We start from the raw sequence: 17,686 nt of genomic DNA on the forward strand, positions 1-17,686 counted from the left end.
CTTAAAATTTCGGAAGGGTAGCGAAGAGGCTAAACGCGGCGGACTGTAAATCCGCTCCTTCGGGTTCGGGGGTTCGAATCCCTCCCCTTCCATGCTTAACGGGCATAGTTTAAAGGTAGAACTAAGGTCTCCAAAACCTTCAGTGTGGGTTCAATTCCTACTGCCCGTGTTTTGGAATATGGCGGGTGTGGTGAAGTGGTTAACACACCAGATTGTGGCTCTGGCATGCGTGGGTTCGATCCCCATCACTCGCCTATTTCTTTTGATTATTGGGGTATCGCCAAGCGGTAAGGCAAGGGACTTTGACTCCCTCATTCGTTGGTTCGAATCCAGCTACCCCAGTTACTTTGCCGGCGTGGCGGAATTGGCAGACGCGCTGGACTCAAAATCCAGTGTCCGCAAGGACGTGCCGGTTCGACCCCGGCCGCCGGTATAGTAATAAAGACAAGGTTTTAGAATCTTGTCTTTTTTTACAAATTTTTATTTTTGATTTGTTTGAGATTATTTATTTTATAATCATTCTTTTGCTTTATCTACAATTTTTTTCTGGCTGTTTAGATACAAGTAAGGATTCTTGTTTGTAATAGTAAATGACTTATCCAAGTCTTTCTAAGGAGAGAAGCATATGGAAATGATAGAAGTGGAACATCTTCAGAAAAATTTTGTGAAGACGGTTAAGGAACCAGGCTTGAAAGGAGCTTTGCGCTCCTTTATTCATCCTGAAAAGCAGACCTTTGAAGCGGTCAAGGATTTAACCTTTGAGGTTCCCAAGGGGCAGATTTTAGGTTTCATCGGGGCCAATGGTGCTGGGAAGTCAACAACCATTAAAATGCTGACCGGGATTTTGAAGCCCACTTCTGGTTTGTGTCGGATTAATGGGAAGATTCCGCAGGATAATCGCCAAGACTATGTCAAGGATATTGGAGTGGTCTTCGGACAACGAACCCAGCTATGGTGGGATTTGGCCTTGCAAGAGACATACACGGTCTTGAAGGAAATTTATGATGTGCCAGATTCGCTTTTCCATAAGCGCATGGACTTTTTGAATGAAGTCTTGGATTTGAAGGACTTTATCAAAGACCCCGTGCGGACTCTTTCACTGGGTCAACGAATGCGGGCGGATATTGCGGCTTCCTTGCTCCACAATCCTAAGGTTCTCTTTTTAGATGAGCCGACTATTGGTTTGGACGTTTCGGTCAAGGATAATATTCGTCGGGCCATTACTCAGATCAATCAAGAGGAAGAAACAACCATTCTCTTGACCACTCATGACCTGAGTGATATTGAGCAACTCTGTGATCGGATTTTCATGATTGATAAGGGGCAGGAGATTTTTGATGGAACGGTGAGTCAGCTCAAGAAAACCTTTGGCAAGATGAAGACACTTTCCTTTGAACTGGTGCCAGGTCAAAGTCACCTCGTCTCTCACTTTGAAGGGTTGCCGGATATGACCATTGATAGACAGGGGAATAGCCTCAATATTGAATTTGATAGTTCGCGCTACCAGTCAGCTGATATTATCAAGCAAACCCTGTCTGATTTTGAGATTCGCGATTTGAAGATGTTGGATACGGATATCGAGGATATTATCCGTCGCTTCTACCGAAAGGAGCTCTAAGATGATCAAATTGTGGAGACGTTATAAACCCTTTATCAATGCAGGTGTTCAGGAGTTGATTACCTATCGAGTCAACTTTATTCTTTATCGGATTGGCGATGTCATGGGTGCTTTTGTGGAGTTTTATCTCTGGAAGGCAGTCTTTGATTCCTCGCAGGAGTCTTTGATCCAGGGTTTCAGTATGGCGGATATCACCCTCTACATCATCATGAGTTTTGTGACCAATCTTTTGACTAGGTCGGATTCTTCTTTTATGATTGGGGAGGAGGTCAAGGATGGCTCCATTATCATGCGCTTGCTGCGACCAGTGCATTTTGCGGCCTCATATCTCTTCACCGAGCTTGGTTCCAAGTGGTTGATTTTTATCAGTGTTGGCCTTCCATTTTTAAGTGTCATTGTTCTGATGAAGATCTTTTCTGGGCAAGGTATTGTAGAAGTGCTGGGACTAACTGTCATTTATCTTTTTAGCTTAACGCTGGCCTACCTGATCAATTTTTTCTTTAATATCTGCTTTGGGTTTTCAGCCTTTGTTTTTAAAAATCTATGGGGCTCTAATCTGCTCAAGAATTCTCTGATTGACTTTATGTCGGGGAGTTTGATTCCCTTGGCTTTCTTTCCAAAGATCGTATCAGATATTCTGTCCTTCTTGCCTTTTTCATCCTTGATCTACACTCCTGTCATGATCATTGTTGGGAAATACGATGCCAATCAGATTCTTCAAGCTATCTTGCTACAGGTTTTCTGGCTCATAGTGATGGTGGGCTTGTCTCAGTTGATTTGGAAGCGAGTCCAGTCATTCATCACCATTCAAGGAGGTTAGTATGAAAAAATATCAACGCATGCACCTGATTTTTATCAGACAATACATCAAGCAAATCATGGAATACAAGGTTGATTTTGTGGTTGGTGTTTTAGGTGTCTTTCTGACCCAAGGTTTGAACCTCTTGTTTCTCAATGTACTCTTTCAACATATTCCTTCGCTAGAAGGCTGGACCTTTCAAGAGATTGCCTTTATCTATGGTTTTTCCTTGATTCCAAAGGGATTGGACCACCTCTTTTTTGACAATCTCTGGGCACTGGGGCAACGATTGGTGAGAAAGGGAGAGTTTGACAAGTATCTGACTCGGCCCATCAATCCTCTCTTCCACATCCTAGTTGAAACTTTTCAGATTGATGCCTTGGGTGAACTTTTGGTCGGTGGCATTTTACTAGGGACTACGGTGACTAGCATTGCTTGGACTCTTCCAAAATTCCTGCTTTTCTTAGTCTGCATTCCTTTTGCGACCTTGATTTATACTTCCTTGAAAATTGCGACAGCCAGTATCGCTTTTTGGACCAAGCAGTCAGGGGCTATGATTTACATTTTCTATATGTTTAATGATTTTGCTAAGTATCCCATTTCCATTTACAATTCGCTTCTTCGATGGTTGATTAGTTTTATCGTGCCTTTCGCCTTTACGGCCTACTATCCTGCCAGCTATTTCTTGCAGGAAAAGAATGGACTCTTTAATATCGCTGGTTTGATTTTGATTTCTCTTGTTTTCTTTTTCATTTCTTTGAAACTATGGGACAGGGGCTTGGATGCCTACGAAAGTGCGGGTTCGTAAGGGGAATATATAAAGTGTGAGATTTATATAGAAAGTCTATGAATAAGGGATCAATTAGATACAGTATAAAGACAAGGTTTTCTGCCTTGTCTTTTCTGTTCTAATGTAAGGTATCTATCTTTCAAATTTTTATTTTTGCAATGAATAAATTCTACTTATCTTGCTAAAATGGTAGAATAGATTTAAGATTTGATAAGAAGGAGAGCCTAATGAAATTGAGATTGGAAAATAAAGAATCTGAACGTGTCCAAGAACTTGGAAATTTAATCCGAGCTTATAATCGCTCTAAACGGGAAGCTTCAACAAGTGAGCCTCTCAATATCTTTGTCGAAGATGAGAACGGAAATTTAATGGGCGGCCTAGTAGCCGAAACATTTGGTTATTGGCTTGAAATTGAGTATTTATATGTGCATGAGGATTTACGGGGGCAAGGACTTGGTTCCCATATTTTGCAAAAGGCGGAAGAGGAAGCTCGTGACAGGAAGTGTAAGTATTCATTTGTGGATACCTTTCATTTTCAAGCGCCAGATTTTTATAAAAAGCATGGCTATGAGGAAGTGTTTAGATTAAAAGAATATCCTTATACGGGTGAGCGATATTATTATACGAAAGAGTTATAATTTATCTAAGGATAGATAGCAGATTTCTAACTGACAAATGTAGCGATTTTTGGTATAATATCATGAGGTGATTTTATGGCAAATTTGAATAGATATAAGTTTACATTTGGAAACAAAACCTTAACTTTAACAACGGAACACGATAATCTTTTTATGGAAGAAGTGGAGCGGGTTGCCAAGGAAAAATATAAGGCCATTAAAGAGCAGATGCCTGCGGCAGATGATGAAGTCTTGGCTATTTTGCTAGCGATTAATAGTTTATCTACTCAGCTCAGCCGCGAGATTGAGTTTGATGATAAGGAAAAAGAATTGGAAAGCCTTCGTCACAAAATGCTTAGCGAATTAAGAGAAAAGTCAGCTAATACAGGGGAAAGATAGTGTTTGCGATTATTATTTTACTAATATTAGCTTGGAGCTTTTATATTGGCTACTCGCGTGGGATTGTTCTGCAGGGTTATTATGCTGCTATGACGATTGTATCCATGCTGGTGGCTGGAGCTCTATATCAGGGCTTGGCTAAGTCTATCAGCTTGTGGGTGCCTTATGCTAGCGCTGTTAAAGGCAGCTCGACTTATTTCTTTGCAAGCTCCCAACTTTTTCATCTGGATAAGGTTTTTTATGCGGGGCTGGCTTATCTTCTTGTTTTCAGCCTTGTTTATATAGTAGGCCGCTTTTTGGGGATTTTTGTAAATTTAATTCCCTATCCGAATAAGTGGGATACGAAAGTTTTTAATATGGTCAGTGGGGCTATTGCGGTCTTCATTTCACTCTTTGTCATTGAGATGGGACTGACTATTTTAGCTACTGTGCCTATGTCCTTTATCCAAGAACGCTTAAATTCGAGTTTGCTGATTCGGTTTATTATCAATCACACGCCTGTAACTTCATCCATTTTACATGACCTTTGGGTCACAAAAATTATCGGATAATTAAGACTCAGTTGCCCTGTAGCTGAGTTTCTTTTTCAGTTTAAATCATATAGAAATAGAATGAACGTGATGAATCATAAAATTTTAGAAACTTTGGAATTTGATAAAATTAAGGAGCTTTTTTCTCCCTATCTACTGACTGAGCTGGGTGAGTTGGAGTTGAAGCAGCTCCAACCAAATAGCAAAAAAGAATTAATTGCTGCTGCTTTTTTGGAAATGTCCGATATGCGGCAGATTTTTGTGCAACATCCGCACTTTAGTTTGGGAGCCATTCAGGATATTAGGGGCTTAACCAAGCGCCTAGAGCTGGATAGTGACCTGAATATCGAGGAGTTTTTAGCCCTCAAGCGGGTCTTAGCTGTGACGCATGAGCTGGTATCTTTCTACGAGGACTTGGAAAATGTCCAATTGGAGCGTTTGGATCGCCTTTTTAACAATTTAGTAGAGTTTCCTAGTATTCAGGGGAGCCTGCAAGCTATCAATGATGGGGGCTTTCTCGAAAGTTTTGCTAGTGAGGAGTTGAGCCGTATCCGCCGGAAAATCCAAGAAAATGAAGTCCAGGTTCGAGATATTCTGCAAGAAATTCTCAAAACTAAGGGAGACATGCTGGCGGATCAGGTAGTGGCCAGTCGGAATGGCCGCAATGTACTGCCTGTAAAAAACACCTACCGTAACCGTATTGCGGGTGTCGTTCACGATATTTCGGCCAGCGGTAGTACAGTTTATATTGAGCCTAGGGCAGTTGTCAATCTTAACGAAGAAATTGCCAGCAGTCGGGCGGACGAGCGCTATGAAATTCAGCGGATTTTGCAGGCTATGTCGGATATGATACGGCCTCATGCGGCTGAAATTGCCAACAATGCTTGGATTATCGGTCATCTAGATCTAGTGCGTGCCAAGGTCCGCTTCATGCAGGAGACGGGAGCGGTGGTGCCAGACCTGTCGGAAGAGCAGGATATCCAACTGCTCAGTGTTCGCCATCCCCTGATTGAGAATGCAGTGGCTAATGACCTACATTTCGGGCCAGACTTGACAGAGATTGTCATTACCGGGCCTAATACAGGTGGTAAGACCATCATGCTGAAGACCTTGGGTTTGGCTCAGATCATGGCCCAGTCAGGTCTGCCAATTTTGGCGGACAAGGGTAGCCGCGTCGGGATTTTCAGTCAGATTTTTGCAGACATTGGTGATGAGCAGTCGATTGAGCAGAGCCTGTCGACTTTCTCTAGCCATATGACCAATATCGTCTCTATTTTAGAGCAGGTTGATAGCGAGAGTCTGGTTCTGTTGGATGAGCTGGGAGCTGGGACTGACCCGCAAGAGGGTGCAGCTCTGGCTATTGCTATCTTGGAAGATTTGCGGCTAAGGCAGATTAAAACAATGGCGACGACCCACTATCCTGAGCTCAAAGCCTATGGGATTGAGACGGACTGGGTGGAAAATGCCAGCATGGAATTTGACACAGATAGTTTGCGGCCGACCTATCGCTTTATGCAGGGAGTGCCTGGCCGCTCTAATGCCTTTGAAATTGCCCGGCGTTTGGGCTTAGCGGAAGTTATCGTTGGCCACGCCCAAGAGCAGACTGACACAGACAGTGATGTCAATCGAATCATTGAGCGCTTAGAAGAGCAGACGCTGGAAAGCCGCAAGCGCTTGGATAATATCCGCGAGGTGGAGCAGGAAAATCTCAAATTTAACCGAGCCCTAAAAAAACTTTACAATGAGTTTAACAGAGAAAAGGAAACCGAGCTCAATAAGGCACGCTTGGAAGCCCAGGAAATCGTGGATATGGCCTTGTCAGAGAGTGAGAGCATTCTCAAAAATCTCCATGCTAAGTCCAGTCTCAAACCGCATGAGATTATTGAAGCCAAGGCTCAGCTTAAAAAGTTGGCACCAGAAACGGTTGATTTATCAAAGAATAAGGTGCTCAAGCAGGCCAAGAAAAATCGGGCGCCCAAGGTGGGAGATGATATCATAGTCACCAGCTATGGTCAGCGGGGAACCTTGGTCAAGCAGCTCAAGGACGGACGCTGGGAAGCTCAGGTCGGTCTTATCAAGATGACACTAGAAGAGCAGGAGTTCAACTTACTCAAGGCTGAAAAGGAGCAGCAACCTAAGCGCAAGCAGGTCAATGTGGTCAAGCGAACCAATACCAAAGGTCCAAGAGCCAGATTGGATCTGCGTGGCAAACGCTATGAAGAGGCCATGGAAGAACTCGATGCCTTTATCGATCAGGCCCTTCTCAATAACATGGCTCAGGTGGATATTATACACGGTATCGGAACGGGTGTCATCCGTGAAGGGGTGACAAAATACCTCCGCCGCAACAAGCAGGTCAAGTCCTTCGGCTATGCACCGCAAAATGCTGGTGGCAGTGGCGCGACGATTGTAATCTTTAAGTAGGGAAGCATCGGGTACTCCGTAGCAAATATTTTCTTTTCCTCTGGGTTTGGTGTACAATATTATCAAAAGTAAGCTATTCAAAGGAGAAGATTTATGGTAGCAGCAGTTACAGATGCAACATTCGCTGAAGAAACAAAAGACGGACTGGTTCTGATTGATTTTTGGGCAACATGGTGTGGTCCATGCCGTATGCAGGCGCCTATCTTGGAGCAGTTGGCAGGGGAAGTTCATGAAGACGAACTGAAAATCCTTAAAATGGATGTGGATGAAAATCCAAATACTGCCCGTGAATTCGGCATTATGTCCATTCCTACCCTTCTGTTCAAGAAAGACGGTCAAGTCGTTAAGCAAGTAGCCGGTGTTCATACGAAGGAGCAACTGAAGGCGATTTTGGCAGAATTAAGTTAAGAAAGAAGCCCTAGGCTTCGATTTAGATTGAAGACAAAGTTCTTAGAACACCAGTTTCTAAGAGCTTTTCTTTGTGTAAAGTTACATAAAAAATATAAGAAGAGTTGCGAGGTGCTTTCCATGTTTCACAAAGAAAAATAAGATTATAATCGTCTCTAATATAGTTTCTATACGATAGACGAATTGCCCCAAAAGATTACTTCCTTTGACAGGTAGAATCAAGGATTGATTTGGCTATATATATGACTTGGTTGAAGATACCTGTGGCCCAGTTATAATGGGGCGTAAACCAAAGAAAACCTGAGAAGAGGTGAGGCATAACCAAAAGGTATTAAAGCAGAAAATGAATGCCTAAGAACGGAGGATGCTGTTCTAAAAATGTTTATAAAATTTCAATTGAAGAAGGAAAAGAGAGAAGAAAAACGGAAATTATCCAAGAATTGCTAATTGAGTTTTCTTTTGATATTCTTCTAAAGATTGTCGAAATTACTCGCTCACCGAACTTGGAATAAGTAAAAACTATGTTGGAGGAAGCATTTACAGAGAAATACCATTCTTTACAGAGACCAAGTCTGATAATATCAACTCATTTCTTATCATCAATTTTTAGAGAGTAAGGGGATTCAGCAATCCATGTTACGCAAGGGGAATAGTCCTGACAACGGTATGAAGGAGTCCTTCTTGGGAATTCTTAAGTCTGAGATGTTTTATGGTTATGAGAAGACGTTTCAGTCACTTAATCAATTGGAACAAGCTATTGTGAACTACATTGATTACCACAACAACAAACGAGTTGAAGTCAAATTGAAAGGACTCAGCCCTGTGCAATGCAGAACTAAGTCCTTTACTTAAATTATTGTCTAACCTTTTGTTGTTATGAGAAAGTTTTCTATTGCCAGATATCCTGTATTTGTGAAATTTGAGCTTGGGCTTGTTTTTCGAAAATCTTGTATTTATAAGTCAAGTCCTGAGCCATTTCCTTGATATTGTCTCGCTGTTCTTGGATAATGGCGAGATTGTGCTGGATGTTAGCTAAATTATCTTGAATTTTATCCAAGATATCGGATGTTTCGACGACTTCTTGGCTAATTGTCTTCCGATTTTTGACCAAATGGTAGCTGGCCCAGGCTGCGCCTGTGAAAAGCATGAGATTTGAAAATTTCATAGTTCCTCCCTAGGCTTGAGCAATCTTTTCAGCCAATTGAGCTAAGGCTGGAAAATCTGGTTCGTGGGTTTCAAAGCTGATTTGTAAACCGTCTGTCTCTTCATAGCGAGGAGCTAGGTGGACATGGGTGTGAAAGACCGTCTGTCCAGCAATTTCTTCGTTGTTGTTAAGGATGTTCATGCCCTTGGCGCCTGTTGCTTTCATGACCTTGCGGGCGATGTCTGGGACACGAGCGAAGAGCTGACTAGCACTGTCTGCATCCATTTCCAAAAGATTTCTGAAATGCTGCTTGGGAACGACCAAAGTATGGCCTGGAGTGACCTGGGAAATGTCTAGAAAGGCAACTACCTGGTCATCTTCATAAACTTTAGAAGACGGGATTTCCCCTGCGATAATCTTACAAAAAATACAATCAGCCATAAATGATACCTCTATTCGCTAGATTTTGTTATAATATAAGAACTATTATAACAGATTTGGAGAAAATATGTTAGAAATCAAAGAGCTTACGGGTGGTTATGTAAATATCCCGGTTTTAAAGGATGTCAGCTTTGAAGTGGGCAATGGCCAGTTGGTTGGTTTGATTGGTCTCAATGGTGCTGGTAAATCCACGACTATCAATGAAATTATCGGTTTATTGACACCTTACAAGGGAGAAATTCGGATTGATGGTTTGCAGCTGGGAGAAAATCCCAGCGCTTACCGTAAGAAGATCGGTTTTATTCCGGAAACGCCTAGTCTCTACGAAGAATTGACCCTGCGCGAGCACATTGAGACGGTAGCTATGGCTTACGATATTGAGCAGGAAGTCGCTTTTGAGCGCGTGGAGCGCCTCTTAACTATCTTTCGACTTAAGGATAAGTTGGACTGGTTTCCAGTGCATTTCTCTAAGGGGATGAAGCAGAAGGTCATGATTATCTGTGCTTTCGTGGTAGATCCTAGTCTTTTTATCGTGGATGAGCCCTTTTTGGGGCTGGATCCAGTGGCTATTGCAGACCTTATCCAGCTTTTGGATGAGGAAAAGAAAAAAGGCAAGTCCATCCTCATGAGTACCCACGTTCTAGATTCAGCTGAGAAGATGTGTGATAGCTTTGTGATTTTGCATAAAGGGCAGGTGCGTGCTAAGGGCAATCTAGCTGAGTTGCGGCAGCAATTTCAGATGCCGGAAGCTAGTCTCAATGACATCTATCTGGCTTTGACGGAAGAGGCTGCGCTATGAAAGAAGTATTTGCTAAACGCAAGCAGGATTTCCGTCAGCGCTGTCTGAAGTATCTGCGCTATGTTCTCAATGATCACTTTGTCCTGTTTCTATTGATTTTTCTCGGATTTCTGGCGGTTCAGTACAATCAATTGCTGCGGAATTTTCCTAGTCGTTCTTGGCCAATCATAGCAGGATTAGTCTTGTTTTCTGTGGTCATTCTTCCTTTTGGGAATATCGCAACCTACCTGGAAAAGCCAGATATGCTCTTTTTGCTAGTGCAGGAGCAGGCAGTCATTGAGTTTGTCAAGGGACAAATCCAGCGTTCGTATATTCTCTTTGGCCTGCTGCAAACCTTGTTGCTGGTTTTGTTAGCGCCGCTGTTTTTGGCTCTAGGTTTGCCAATATGGGGTTTTGGGCTGTACTGCCTCCTTATGTTATTGCTAAAATGGCTGGTCTTTCAGTTCAAGGGGCGTCGCTTTTTCTTGTCTGACCGTCTCAATTGGCAATATGCAATCGCAGCTGAGGAAGGCCGCAAGCAGAAAGTTCTTCGTTTCTTTGCCCTCTTTACAAATGTGAAAGGCATTTCTAATAGTGTCAAAAGAAGGGCTTACTTGGACGGGTTGACAAGGTTTTTTCCTAAGACCCATGCTAAGACTTGGCAAAATATGTTTTTACGCTCCTATCTTCGCAATGGCGATTTACTCCCTCTGACCTTGCGTCTTCTACTTTTAGCCCTCTTAACGATTGTCTTCGTCAGCCAGTCTTGGATTGCTGCAGGTTTTGTCGTCCTTTTCAACTATCTTTTGCTTTTTCAGTTATTGGCCTTGTATGAAGCCCTTGATTATCAGTATTTAACTAAGCTTTTCCCGCTGGATAGCAAGTCTAAAATCAAGGGAGCAAGACAGGTTATTACAGGGATTGGACATAGTGTTTTGCTTTTTGAAACGCTAGTGGCAGTGCTCTTTTTCCAAGATAAGATAGCAGTGTTAGCAATGTTTGGAGCGACAATCTTTTTGTATCTAGTCTATTTGCCATATAAACTAAAAAGATTGGTTGACTAAAAGAATGAAAATTAGTAAAATAGTGAGGAAACTTTTTAAGGAGGGGAATCATGGTCTTGGTTGATAACGAGCTAGCCCTGACACCAATAGCTGGTAAGAGCGGAAAGGCCTATATGGGAACTTATCCAGACGGGGGGCGAGTTTTCGTCAAGATGAATACGACCCCGATTCTGGCAGGCTTAGCCAGAGAACAAATTGCTCCGCAACTTCTGTGGAGTCGACGCTTGCCAGATGGCAATGTCATGAGCGGGCAAGAATGGCTTTCAGGTGCCATTTTAACACCTAATGATATGTCTAAAAAGCAAGTGATCAATATTTTAACGCGTTTGCATCGGTCGCGGCCTCTGATGACTCAGTTGGCTAAATTGGGTTATATTTTGGAAACGCCGATCGATTTAATCAATAGCTGGCTCAATCAAGCGCCGGTCGTTTTGAGGAACAATCAGTACCTGCAATCTATTATTCGGGATTTGCGGCAAACGGTACCTGCTTTTCGTGAGGACTATGCGACGATTGTCCATGGTGATGTGCGTCATAGCAACTGGTTTCAGACGGACAGTGGCTTGATTTATTTGGTGGATTGGGATTCGGTTCGCTTGACGGACAGAATGTTGGATGTTGCTCATATATTGAGTCACTATATCCCAGATACCAATTGGCAGGAGTGGCTAACCTACTATGGTTATAAGTACAATGACAAGGTTATCAAAAAACTGTATTGGTTTGGTCAATACTCTTATCTGATGCAGATTGCTAAATATTACGAAAACAATGATTTAGAAAATGTGAACCGGGAGATCTACGCCTTACGCAACTTCCGTTCTAAGTATGGAAAGGTAAGATGAGAGTAAGAAATCGTAAGGGAGCAACAGAGTTATTAGAGGCTAACCCCCACTATGTGGTTCTAAATCCAGTTGATGCCAAGGGAAAATGGCGGGAAATTTTTGGTAATGACCACCCTATCCACGTTGAAGTCGGAAGCGGTAAAGGGGCTTTCATTACAGGGATGGCTAAGGCTAATCCAAACATCAATTACATCGGGATTGACATTCAGAAGTCTGTCCTTAGTTACGCCTTGGACAAGGTTTTGGCAGCTGATGTACCTAATATTAAGTTGCTCTGGGTGGATGGTTCGGAATTGACCAACTATTTTGCAGATGGAGAAATTGACCGACTTTACCTGAATTTCTCTGATCCATGGCCTAAGAAACGGCATGAAAAACGTCGCTTGACCTATAAGTCTTTCTTAGATACCTTCAAGCAAATTTTGCCAGAAAAAGGTGAAATCCACTTCAAAACGGACAACCGTGGCTTGTTCGAATACAGCCTGGTCAGCTTTTCGCAGTATGGCATGGTTCTCAAAGGTGTTTGGCTGGATCTTCATGCCAGTGACTTTGAAGGCAATGTCTTGACTGAATATGAACAAAAATTCTCTAGCAAGGGCCAGGTTATTTACCGAGTCGAAGCAGAATTTCAATAAAAATAAAGAGAGTCCTAAATAGATTTTCTATCTCAAATGTCGGGTTTTATGACCGATTTTTGTTGAATAGAGCCCTGTGGGGGCTCTTTTTTATTTTGTTTTGGTTATCAAACTATAAAGATTATTTTTGTTGCTTTCATTCTCTTGAAACGGCGTGGTTAAAGCTTTTTCCTATCCCCATAATATGATATTACACTTTTGTTACAGAAAAAAATTAGATAGTAAAATCCTTGATATAATAGGAAAAAAGCGGTATAATTATTGGTATGGTTTGATGTCCAAACTTTTGGCATTATAACCACCAATCATATGTTATAAAATACTTTGCTGCTCAGGTGTTAAGGTGTTGAGTAATAGGTGGTTGAACTATATTTTAAAAAGGAGAGATGTTCATGGATAAAAATGCGAGACGCAGATTAAACCGTGCGAGTGCTGAGAAACGACTTCGATACTCAGTCCGTAAGTTTAATGTGGGCGTGGCTTCTGTAGCAGTCGCAGCTTTCATGTTCTTTGGGGGGAATGTCGTTTCAGCCGATACGTTAGCTAAGACGGATTCTTCAAGCACCTCTACGGAGAAAACGACTTCTGTGCCAGATTCAGGAGAAGATTCGGGAGCGAATGATTCTGACTCCGAGTCGGCCATAGAAAAGAATTCTACCGTAGCAACTGTCGCTGAAAGTAACGCAGTTTCAAGTGCAGCATCTACAGCATCTTCTACCTCTGCTGAAGACCTATCAAGCAAAGTAGAAGAAAAAACTGTTAAATCAGAAGTTGCTTCAAAAAGTGAAGCAACTTTAAAAGAGGCTACTTCACAAGTGTCTAAAGCTTCAGTAGCGACTAGCCAATCAACCGCTGCAACTCAGTCTGAGGCTCGAGTGAGCCCAGCTACTTCAGCTACTGCAGAGTCAACTGCGGTTTCATCTGAAGCAGCTACAGAATCAACTGCTGCTGTAGAACCTGCTAAGGTATCAGTTGAAAAGGCAGCTAGCCAAGCAGCAAGTTTAGCAACAGCTAGCCAAGCAGCAAATGCAGTAGCCAAAAGTGAAGCTAATTCAACATTAGCAGCTGCTCAAAGCGAAGTAAATAAAGGTTACGCTGATTTCCGTAAATCAGGAGAAAGTGGCTTCCGTTCGTTTGACCCACAAACAGGGAAGACAACTGTAACAAAAGAAAACTTCCTTGACTACTTCAGATTGAATGGTTCAGCTACCTATAATTCATATGATGGTATCGTGACCCTTACTCCAGATGAAACCTCTAAGACAGGTAACTTCAGTCTGAAGAGTAAGATCAATATGAACCAAAGCTTCAAGCTGACTGGTGGAGTTAACCTTGGTGATAAGACTCAAGAACGTTATGGTGCCGATGGTATCGGTTTTGCTTTCCATACAGGGAATACAACAGACCTAGGTGCCGATGGTGGTAACCTTGGTATCGGTGGTTTGCGTAATGCGACTGGTTTCAAGCTGGATACTTTCTGGAACGTCTTCACGCCACCGAAAGGAAATCGTTTTGATACTAGCAACACGGACTCTTTCCAATATGGTTGGGCGGAAGACCCTCGTCTGGGACAATTCGGTGCTTGGGTAAATACCACTCATAAAAAAGTTCGTGGTGGTGGTATCTTTACTGGTGGCGAATATGATCGTTGGTGGGCTGAGACAGATGCTGGTAGTGCTCAACGTCTGGACTCAAGTGACCTAGATGGTCGTTTCCACAGATTTGCTATCCAGTATGACGGTGTAACCAAGGAATTAACTGTCTCTTACGAAAGTAATCTTGGTATCAAGCAATGGAAGAAGAAGGTTTCTACTCCAGAACAACTGATGTCCATGGTGGTTACGGCGACGACTGGTAACTACAAGAACTTGCAACAGTTCCAAATCAAACGCTTCGACTTTTATCAAAGTGCCTCTGTCGACGTACGTTATGAAGATGAGCAAGGTCGAGAAATCGCTGAAGGCTCAGTAACTTATCCACAAGGTGCTTTTAAAAGTAAGCCTTATACTACTGAACAAAAAACAATCCCTGGCTATGGTTTCATTGGAATGAAGAGAGGTAGCTTGCCACCTTCAGGAACTCTGGCTGACTGGGGTACCAACGGTACAGTAACCTACGTTTACCGTAAAGGTGCTACAGATGTTAAGACAGAGAAGAAGACAGTCTCTCGTACTATTTATTATAAATATAAACCAGGTGTGACAGGACCGACACTTCCGCCAGCTTACACTCAAACAGCTGAGTTCACTCGGACTGTGACAGGTGGTAGACCAGGTCCATGGAGTCCTGCATCTAAGAATTTTGCACCTGTAGATTCTCTAGATGTCCCAGGATATACTCCAGATACAGCAACTGTTCCAGGAGTTACAGTAAATCCAAATTCTACTCCAAGTGATGTAACGGTTTACTACGACAAGAATGCTCCAAAAGTAACAACAGAAACAAAAGATGTTACTCGTACAATTGTTTACGAATATGAAGATGGTGTGACTTCAGGTCGTCCAGCCCTTCCACGTGAAGTACAACAAAATGTACGATTCACACGACAAGTGTCAGAAGATGCAAGAACTGGTCAGAAGACATACGGTAACTGGACACCAACTCGTCAAACTGTAGATGCGGTTGATACACCAGCAATTCAAGGCTTTACACCAAATAAAACTCGTGTAAATTCAGCTACTGTTTCACCAACAGATCCAAGCTGGCGTGAAATCGTTTCATACCGTAAGAATAATCCAAAAGTAACAACTGAAACAAAAGACGTTACTCGTACAATCGCTTACGAATATGAAGATGGTGTGACTAGAAATCGTCCAGCTCTTCCACAACCAGTTGAACAAACAGTTCAATTTACTCGTCAAGTATCAGAAGATCCAGTAACTGGTCAGAAGACATACGGCAACTGGACACCTAGCCGTCAAAATGTTGCTGCGGTTGATAGCCCAGAAGTAGCAGGTTTTACACCAAACAAACCACGTGTAAATTCAGCCTCTGTTGCTCCAACAGATCCAAGTTGGCGTGAAATTGTAAGCTATTCAGCTGCAGATCAAAAGGGAAGCATCGTTTACCGTACAGATGGTAAAAATGGTGTTCCAGCTAAGACCCTTCACACAGACAACGTAACTGGTAAGTCAGATACACCTGTAAACTATACAACAACTGCGAAAATCAACGAATTTAAACAGTTGGGTTATGATCTTGTTAGCGACGGCTTTACTAAAGCTGGCGGTCAAAGATTTGACAGTAATAACAATGTAGATCAAACATGGGAAGTTGTTCTTACTCCACGTATTGAGACAAAACAAGAAACGAAAGATGTTACTCGTAACGTTCGTTACCAATACAAGGATGGAGTAACCACAGGTCGTCCAGCACTTCCTCGCCCAGTTACTCAAACAACAACATTTACTCGCCCAGTTTCTGTGAACAAGGTGACAGGTGTTGAAACTCCTGGTCAATGGAACAAGCCAAGTGAAGAACTTCCAAAAGTTGATTCTCCAGCAGTTACTGGTTTCACTCCAGACAAACCAAGCGTTCCAGCTGCAACTGTTACTCCTACATCTCCTAACGAAGATGAAGTAGTAAGCTACAGCCAAGATGATCAACGCGGTATCATTGAGTATGTAACAGATGGACAAAACGGTGTTCCAGCTAAGACTCTTTATACAGACGGTGTTACAGGTAAATCAGGTGAAGATGTTGTTTATTCAACTGCTAGCCGTATCGCTCAACTTCAACAAGCAGGTTACAAACTTGTAAGTGATGGCTTCACTCAACCAAGTGGTCAGAAGTTTGATAACGATAAGACAAAAGACCAAGTTTGGAAAGTTGTCGTTACTCCAGTTGTTGAAACAACCCAAGAAACGAAAAATGTTACTCGGACTATTCAATACCAATATGGTGATGGTGTAACAGAAGGTCGCCCAGCGCTTCCTCCAACAGTTACTCAACCAGTAACGTTTACTCGTCCAGTTTCTGTTAACAAGGTGACAGGTGAGAAAACTCCTGGTGCTTGGGATAAACCAAATGCTAATCTTCCAGAAGTAAACACTCCTGCTATTACAGGCTATAGCCCAGATAAACCAAAAGTTCCAGGTGTAACTGTTGACCCTACTACTGGAGATTCAGTTGAAGTTGTCAACTACAACTTGGATGAACAACGTGGTTCTATTAAGTACGTAACAGATGGTAAGAATGGCGTTGAAGCTAAGACTCTTTATACAGACTCTGTAGCTGGTAAGTCAGGTGAGCCAGTAGCTTACTCAACAGCATCTCGTATCGAACAATTGAAACAAGCTGGTTACACTCTTGTAAGTGATGGCTTCACTCAACCAAATGGTCAGAAGTTCGATAACGATAAGACAAAAGACCAAACTTGGACAGTTGTTGTAACACCACGCTTGGATGACAATACGAATCCAGCTGATTTGAACAGCAAGGTTACACGTACCATCAAGTATCAATACGCAGATGGTCAAACAGCGGGTCGTCCAGCTCTGAAAGCTCCTGTCACTCAAGAAGCAACCTTCACACGTACTGGTAAAATAAATGCTGTAACTGGTGAAAAGACCTTCACAGCATGGACACCAGCTACGAAAGAATTGGCCCAAGAAGCTACACCAGTCGTAACTGGATTCGTGGCAGATAAGGCCAATGTAGCAGCGAAGACAGTGAAAGCTGGCGATGCTAACAGCGAAGAAGTTGTACAATACAAGAAGCTCGGTTCATACGTACCAAACGTACCAGACGGACTTCCAAAAGTACCAAACCTTCCATATCCAAACGATCCAACAGATCCAACAAAACCAGGTACTGATCTTCCAGTTGTACCAAATGTACCAGGTACTACACCAGTAGGCCCAGATGGCACAACACCATTGACACCGAAAGATCCGAGCGATCCAAGCAAGGGTTACAACCCACCACCAATTCCAAGTGATCCAACTCAGGATACACCAATCAACTACGTTAAAGATGGTCAAAAAGCGATTATCACCTTCGTAGACCAAGATGATAACAACAAGGAAGTTGGTAAGGTCGTTGAAAGCGGTAAGTCAGGTGAGCCAATTGGAACTACTAACTACGCAACTCGTCTGAAAGAATTGACAGACAAGGGCTACGAAGTGGTGAACGATGAGTTCAAGGGACCTAAGACCTTCGATAACGATGATAAGAAGGACCAACAATTTGTGGT

The 17,686-nt window shown here is 42.6% G+C and carries 16 protein-coding genes, 5 tRNA genes and 1 pseudogene; 20 read left to right on the forward strand and 2 right to left on the reverse strand.

The window, feature by feature from the left end; all coding sequences use genetic code 11:
* Positions 1 to 11: 11 nt before the first annotated feature.
* The 15 genes and pseudogenes from O3651_RS09805 to O3651_RS09875 all read left to right on the forward strand — a co-directional run.
* A tRNA-Tyr gene (locus O3651_RS09805) sits at positions 12 to 92 on the forward strand.
* Positions 93 to 98: 6 nt separating this feature from the next.
* Positions 99 to 169 (forward strand) — tRNA-Trp (locus O3651_RS09810).
* 12 nt (positions 170 to 181) lie between these two features.
* Positions 182 to 254: transfer RNA gene (locus O3651_RS09815), tRNA-His, on the forward strand.
* A gap of 16 nt (positions 255 to 270) precedes the next feature.
* Positions 271 to 342, forward strand: a tRNA-Gln gene (locus tag O3651_RS09820).
* Positions 343 to 349: 7 nt separating this feature from the next.
* Positions 350 to 433 (forward strand) — tRNA-Leu (locus O3651_RS09825).
* Between the two features lie 192 nt (positions 434 to 625).
* Positions 626 to 1,618: an ATP-binding cassette domain-containing protein gene (locus O3651_RS09830; RefSeq protein WP_371610307.1), complete on the forward strand. Its 993-nt coding sequence runs from the start codon at positions 626 to 628 to the stop codon at positions 1,616 to 1,618.
* A 1-nt stretch (position 1,619) separates the two neighbouring features.
* Positions 1,620 to 2,438 (forward strand): ABC transporter permease, encoded by an 819-nt coding sequence (locus O3651_RS09835; protein WP_371610308.1) that lies wholly within the window; start codon positions 1,620 to 1,622, stop codon positions 2,436 to 2,438.
* Position 2,439: 1 nt separating this feature from the next.
* Positions 2,440 to 3,225, forward strand: a complete 786-nt coding sequence (locus O3651_RS09840; protein WP_371610309.1) for an ABC transporter permease — start codon at positions 2,440 to 2,442, stop codon at positions 3,223 to 3,225.
* Between the two features lie 209 nt (positions 3,226 to 3,434).
* Positions 3,435 to 3,845 carry a GNAT family N-acetyltransferase gene (locus O3651_RS09845; RefSeq protein ID WP_371610310.1) on the forward strand — a complete coding sequence of 137 codons (411 nt, stop codon included), beginning with the start codon at positions 3,435 to 3,437 and terminating at the stop codon, positions 3,843 to 3,845.
* Between the two features lie 75 nt (positions 3,846 to 3,920).
* Positions 3,921 to 4,223 carry a cell division protein ZapA gene (zapA, locus tag O3651_RS09850; RefSeq protein ID WP_125372347.1) on the forward strand — a complete coding sequence of 101 codons (303 nt, stop codon included), beginning with the start codon at positions 3,921 to 3,923 and terminating at the stop codon, positions 4,221 to 4,223.
* Positions 4,223 to 4,774, forward strand: a complete 552-nt coding sequence (locus O3651_RS09855; RefSeq protein ID WP_149556514.1) for a CvpA family protein — start codon at positions 4,223 to 4,225, stop codon at positions 4,772 to 4,774. Before zapA ends, O3651_RS09855 begins: the two co-directional genes overlap by 1 nt.
* 69 nt (positions 4,775 to 4,843) lie before the next feature.
* Entirely contained in the window at positions 4,844 to 7,177 is a 2,334-nt protein-coding gene (locus O3651_RS09860) for an endonuclease MutS2 (RefSeq protein ID WP_371610311.1), read from the forward strand.
* A gap of 93 nt (positions 7,178 to 7,270) precedes the next feature.
* On the forward strand, positions 7,271 to 7,585 hold the full coding sequence (gene trxA, locus O3651_RS09865) for a thioredoxin (RefSeq protein ID WP_045498501.1): 315 nt from the start codon (positions 7,271 to 7,273) through the stop codon (positions 7,583 to 7,585).
* Positions 7,586 to 7,932: 347 nt separating this feature from the next.
* On the forward strand, positions 7,933 to 8,097 hold the full coding sequence (locus O3651_RS09870) for a hypothetical protein (RefSeq protein ID WP_218837263.1): 165 nt from the start codon (positions 7,933 to 7,935) through the stop codon (positions 8,095 to 8,097).
* A pseudogene (locus tag O3651_RS09875) lies at positions 8,080 to 8,437 on the forward strand (IS3 family transposase); the annotation flags it as partial. The gene O3651_RS09870 and the pseudogene O3651_RS09875, both read left to right, overlap by 18 nt.
* Positions 8,438 to 8,474: 37 nt before the next feature.
* Here O3651_RS09875 and O3651_RS09880 read toward each other — a convergent pair.
* Positions 8,475 to 8,750, reverse strand: coding sequence for a hypothetical protein (locus tag O3651_RS09880; RefSeq protein ID WP_371610312.1), 276 nt, complete (start codon positions 8,748 to 8,750; stop codon positions 8,475 to 8,477).
* Between the two features lie 9 nt (positions 8,751 to 8,759).
* Positions 8,760 to 9,170: an HIT family protein gene (locus tag O3651_RS09885; protein ID WP_148887781.1), complete on the reverse strand. Its 411-nt coding sequence runs from the start codon at positions 9,168 to 9,170 to the stop codon at positions 8,760 to 8,762.
* Between the two features lie 67 nt (positions 9,171 to 9,237).
* Here O3651_RS09885 and O3651_RS09890 point away from each other — a divergent pair, with 67 nt between their 5' ends.
* The 5 genes from O3651_RS09890 to O3651_RS09910 form a co-directional block, all read left to right on the forward strand.
* Positions 9,238 to 9,969 (forward strand): ABC transporter ATP-binding protein, encoded by a 732-nt coding sequence (locus tag O3651_RS09890; protein ID WP_148889147.1) that lies wholly within the window; start codon positions 9,238 to 9,240, stop codon positions 9,967 to 9,969.
* Positions 9,966 to 11,012: an ABC transporter permease gene (locus O3651_RS09895; RefSeq protein WP_371610313.1), complete on the forward strand. Its 1,047-nt coding sequence runs from the start codon at positions 9,966 to 9,968 to the stop codon at positions 11,010 to 11,012. The genes O3651_RS09890 and O3651_RS09895 overlap by 4 nt, the downstream gene beginning before the upstream one ends.
* A gap of 50 nt (positions 11,013 to 11,062) precedes the next feature.
* Positions 11,063 to 11,857, forward strand: a complete 795-nt coding sequence (gene ccrZ, locus O3651_RS09900) for a cell cycle regulator CcrZ (RefSeq protein ID WP_149517864.1) — start codon at positions 11,063 to 11,065, stop codon at positions 11,855 to 11,857.
* Complete coding sequence (trmB, locus tag O3651_RS09905; protein ID WP_371610314.1) at positions 11,854 to 12,492, forward strand: tRNA (guanosine(46)-N7)-methyltransferase TrmB; 639 nt, start codon at positions 11,854 to 11,856, stop codon at positions 12,490 to 12,492. The genes ccrZ and trmB overlap by 4 nt, the downstream gene beginning before the upstream one ends.
* Positions 12,493 to 12,884: 392 nt before the next feature.
* On the forward strand, positions 12,885 to 17,686 hold a 4,802-nt coding region (locus O3651_RS09910; RefSeq protein WP_371610315.1), incomplete at its 3' end, for a YSIRK-type signal peptide-containing protein.

The sequence above is a fragment of the Streptococcus sp. 27098_8_73 genome (assembly GCF_041432495.1).
GTDB lineage: Bacteria > Bacillota > Bacilli > Lactobacillales > Streptococcaceae > Streptococcus.

Coding starts and splice junctions, on each gene's coding strand:
- ccrZ (WP_149517864.1), top strand. CDS start 11,063: ATGGTCTTGGTTGATAACGAGCTAGCCCTGACACCAATAGCTGGTAAG.
- O3651_RS09840 (WP_371610309.1), top strand. CDS start 2,440: ATGAAAAAATATCAACGCATGCACCTGATTTTTATCAGACAATACATC.
- O3651_RS09890 (WP_148889147.1), top strand. CDS start 9,238: ATGTTAGAAATCAAAGAGCTTACGGGTGGTTATGTAAATATCCCGGTT.
- trmB (WP_371610314.1), top strand. CDS start 11,854: ATGAGAGTAAGAAATCGTAAGGGAGCAACAGAGTTATTAGAGGCTAAC.
- O3651_RS09835 (WP_371610308.1), top strand. CDS start 1,620: ATGATCAAATTGTGGAGACGTTATAAACCCTTTATCAATGCAGGTGTT.
- O3651_RS09885 (WP_148887781.1), bottom strand. CDS start 9,170: ATGGCTGATTGTATTTTTTGTAAGATTATCGCAGGGGAAATCCCGTCT.
- zapA (WP_125372347.1), top strand. CDS start 3,921: ATGGCAAATTTGAATAGATATAAGTTTACATTTGGAAACAAAACCTTA.
- O3651_RS09830 (WP_371610307.1), top strand. CDS start 626: ATGGAAATGATAGAAGTGGAACATCTTCAGAAAAATTTTGTGAAGACG.
- trxA (WP_045498501.1), top strand. CDS start 7,271: ATGGTAGCAGCAGTTACAGATGCAACATTCGCTGAAGAAACAAAAGAC.
- O3651_RS09880 (WP_371610312.1), bottom strand. CDS start 8,750: ATGAAATTTTCAAATCTCATGCTTTTCACAGGCGCAGCCTGGGCCAGC.
- O3651_RS09845 (WP_371610310.1), top strand. CDS start 3,435: ATGAAATTGAGATTGGAAAATAAAGAATCTGAACGTGTCCAAGAACTT.
- O3651_RS09870 (WP_218837263.1), top strand. CDS start 7,933: ATGCCTAAGAACGGAGGATGCTGTTCTAAAAATGTTTATAAAATTTCA.
- O3651_RS09895 (WP_371610313.1), top strand. CDS start 9,966: ATGAAAGAAGTATTTGCTAAACGCAAGCAGGATTTCCGTCAGCGCTGT.
- O3651_RS09860 (WP_371610311.1), top strand. CDS start 4,844: ATGAATCATAAAATTTTAGAAACTTTGGAATTTGATAAAATTAAGGAG.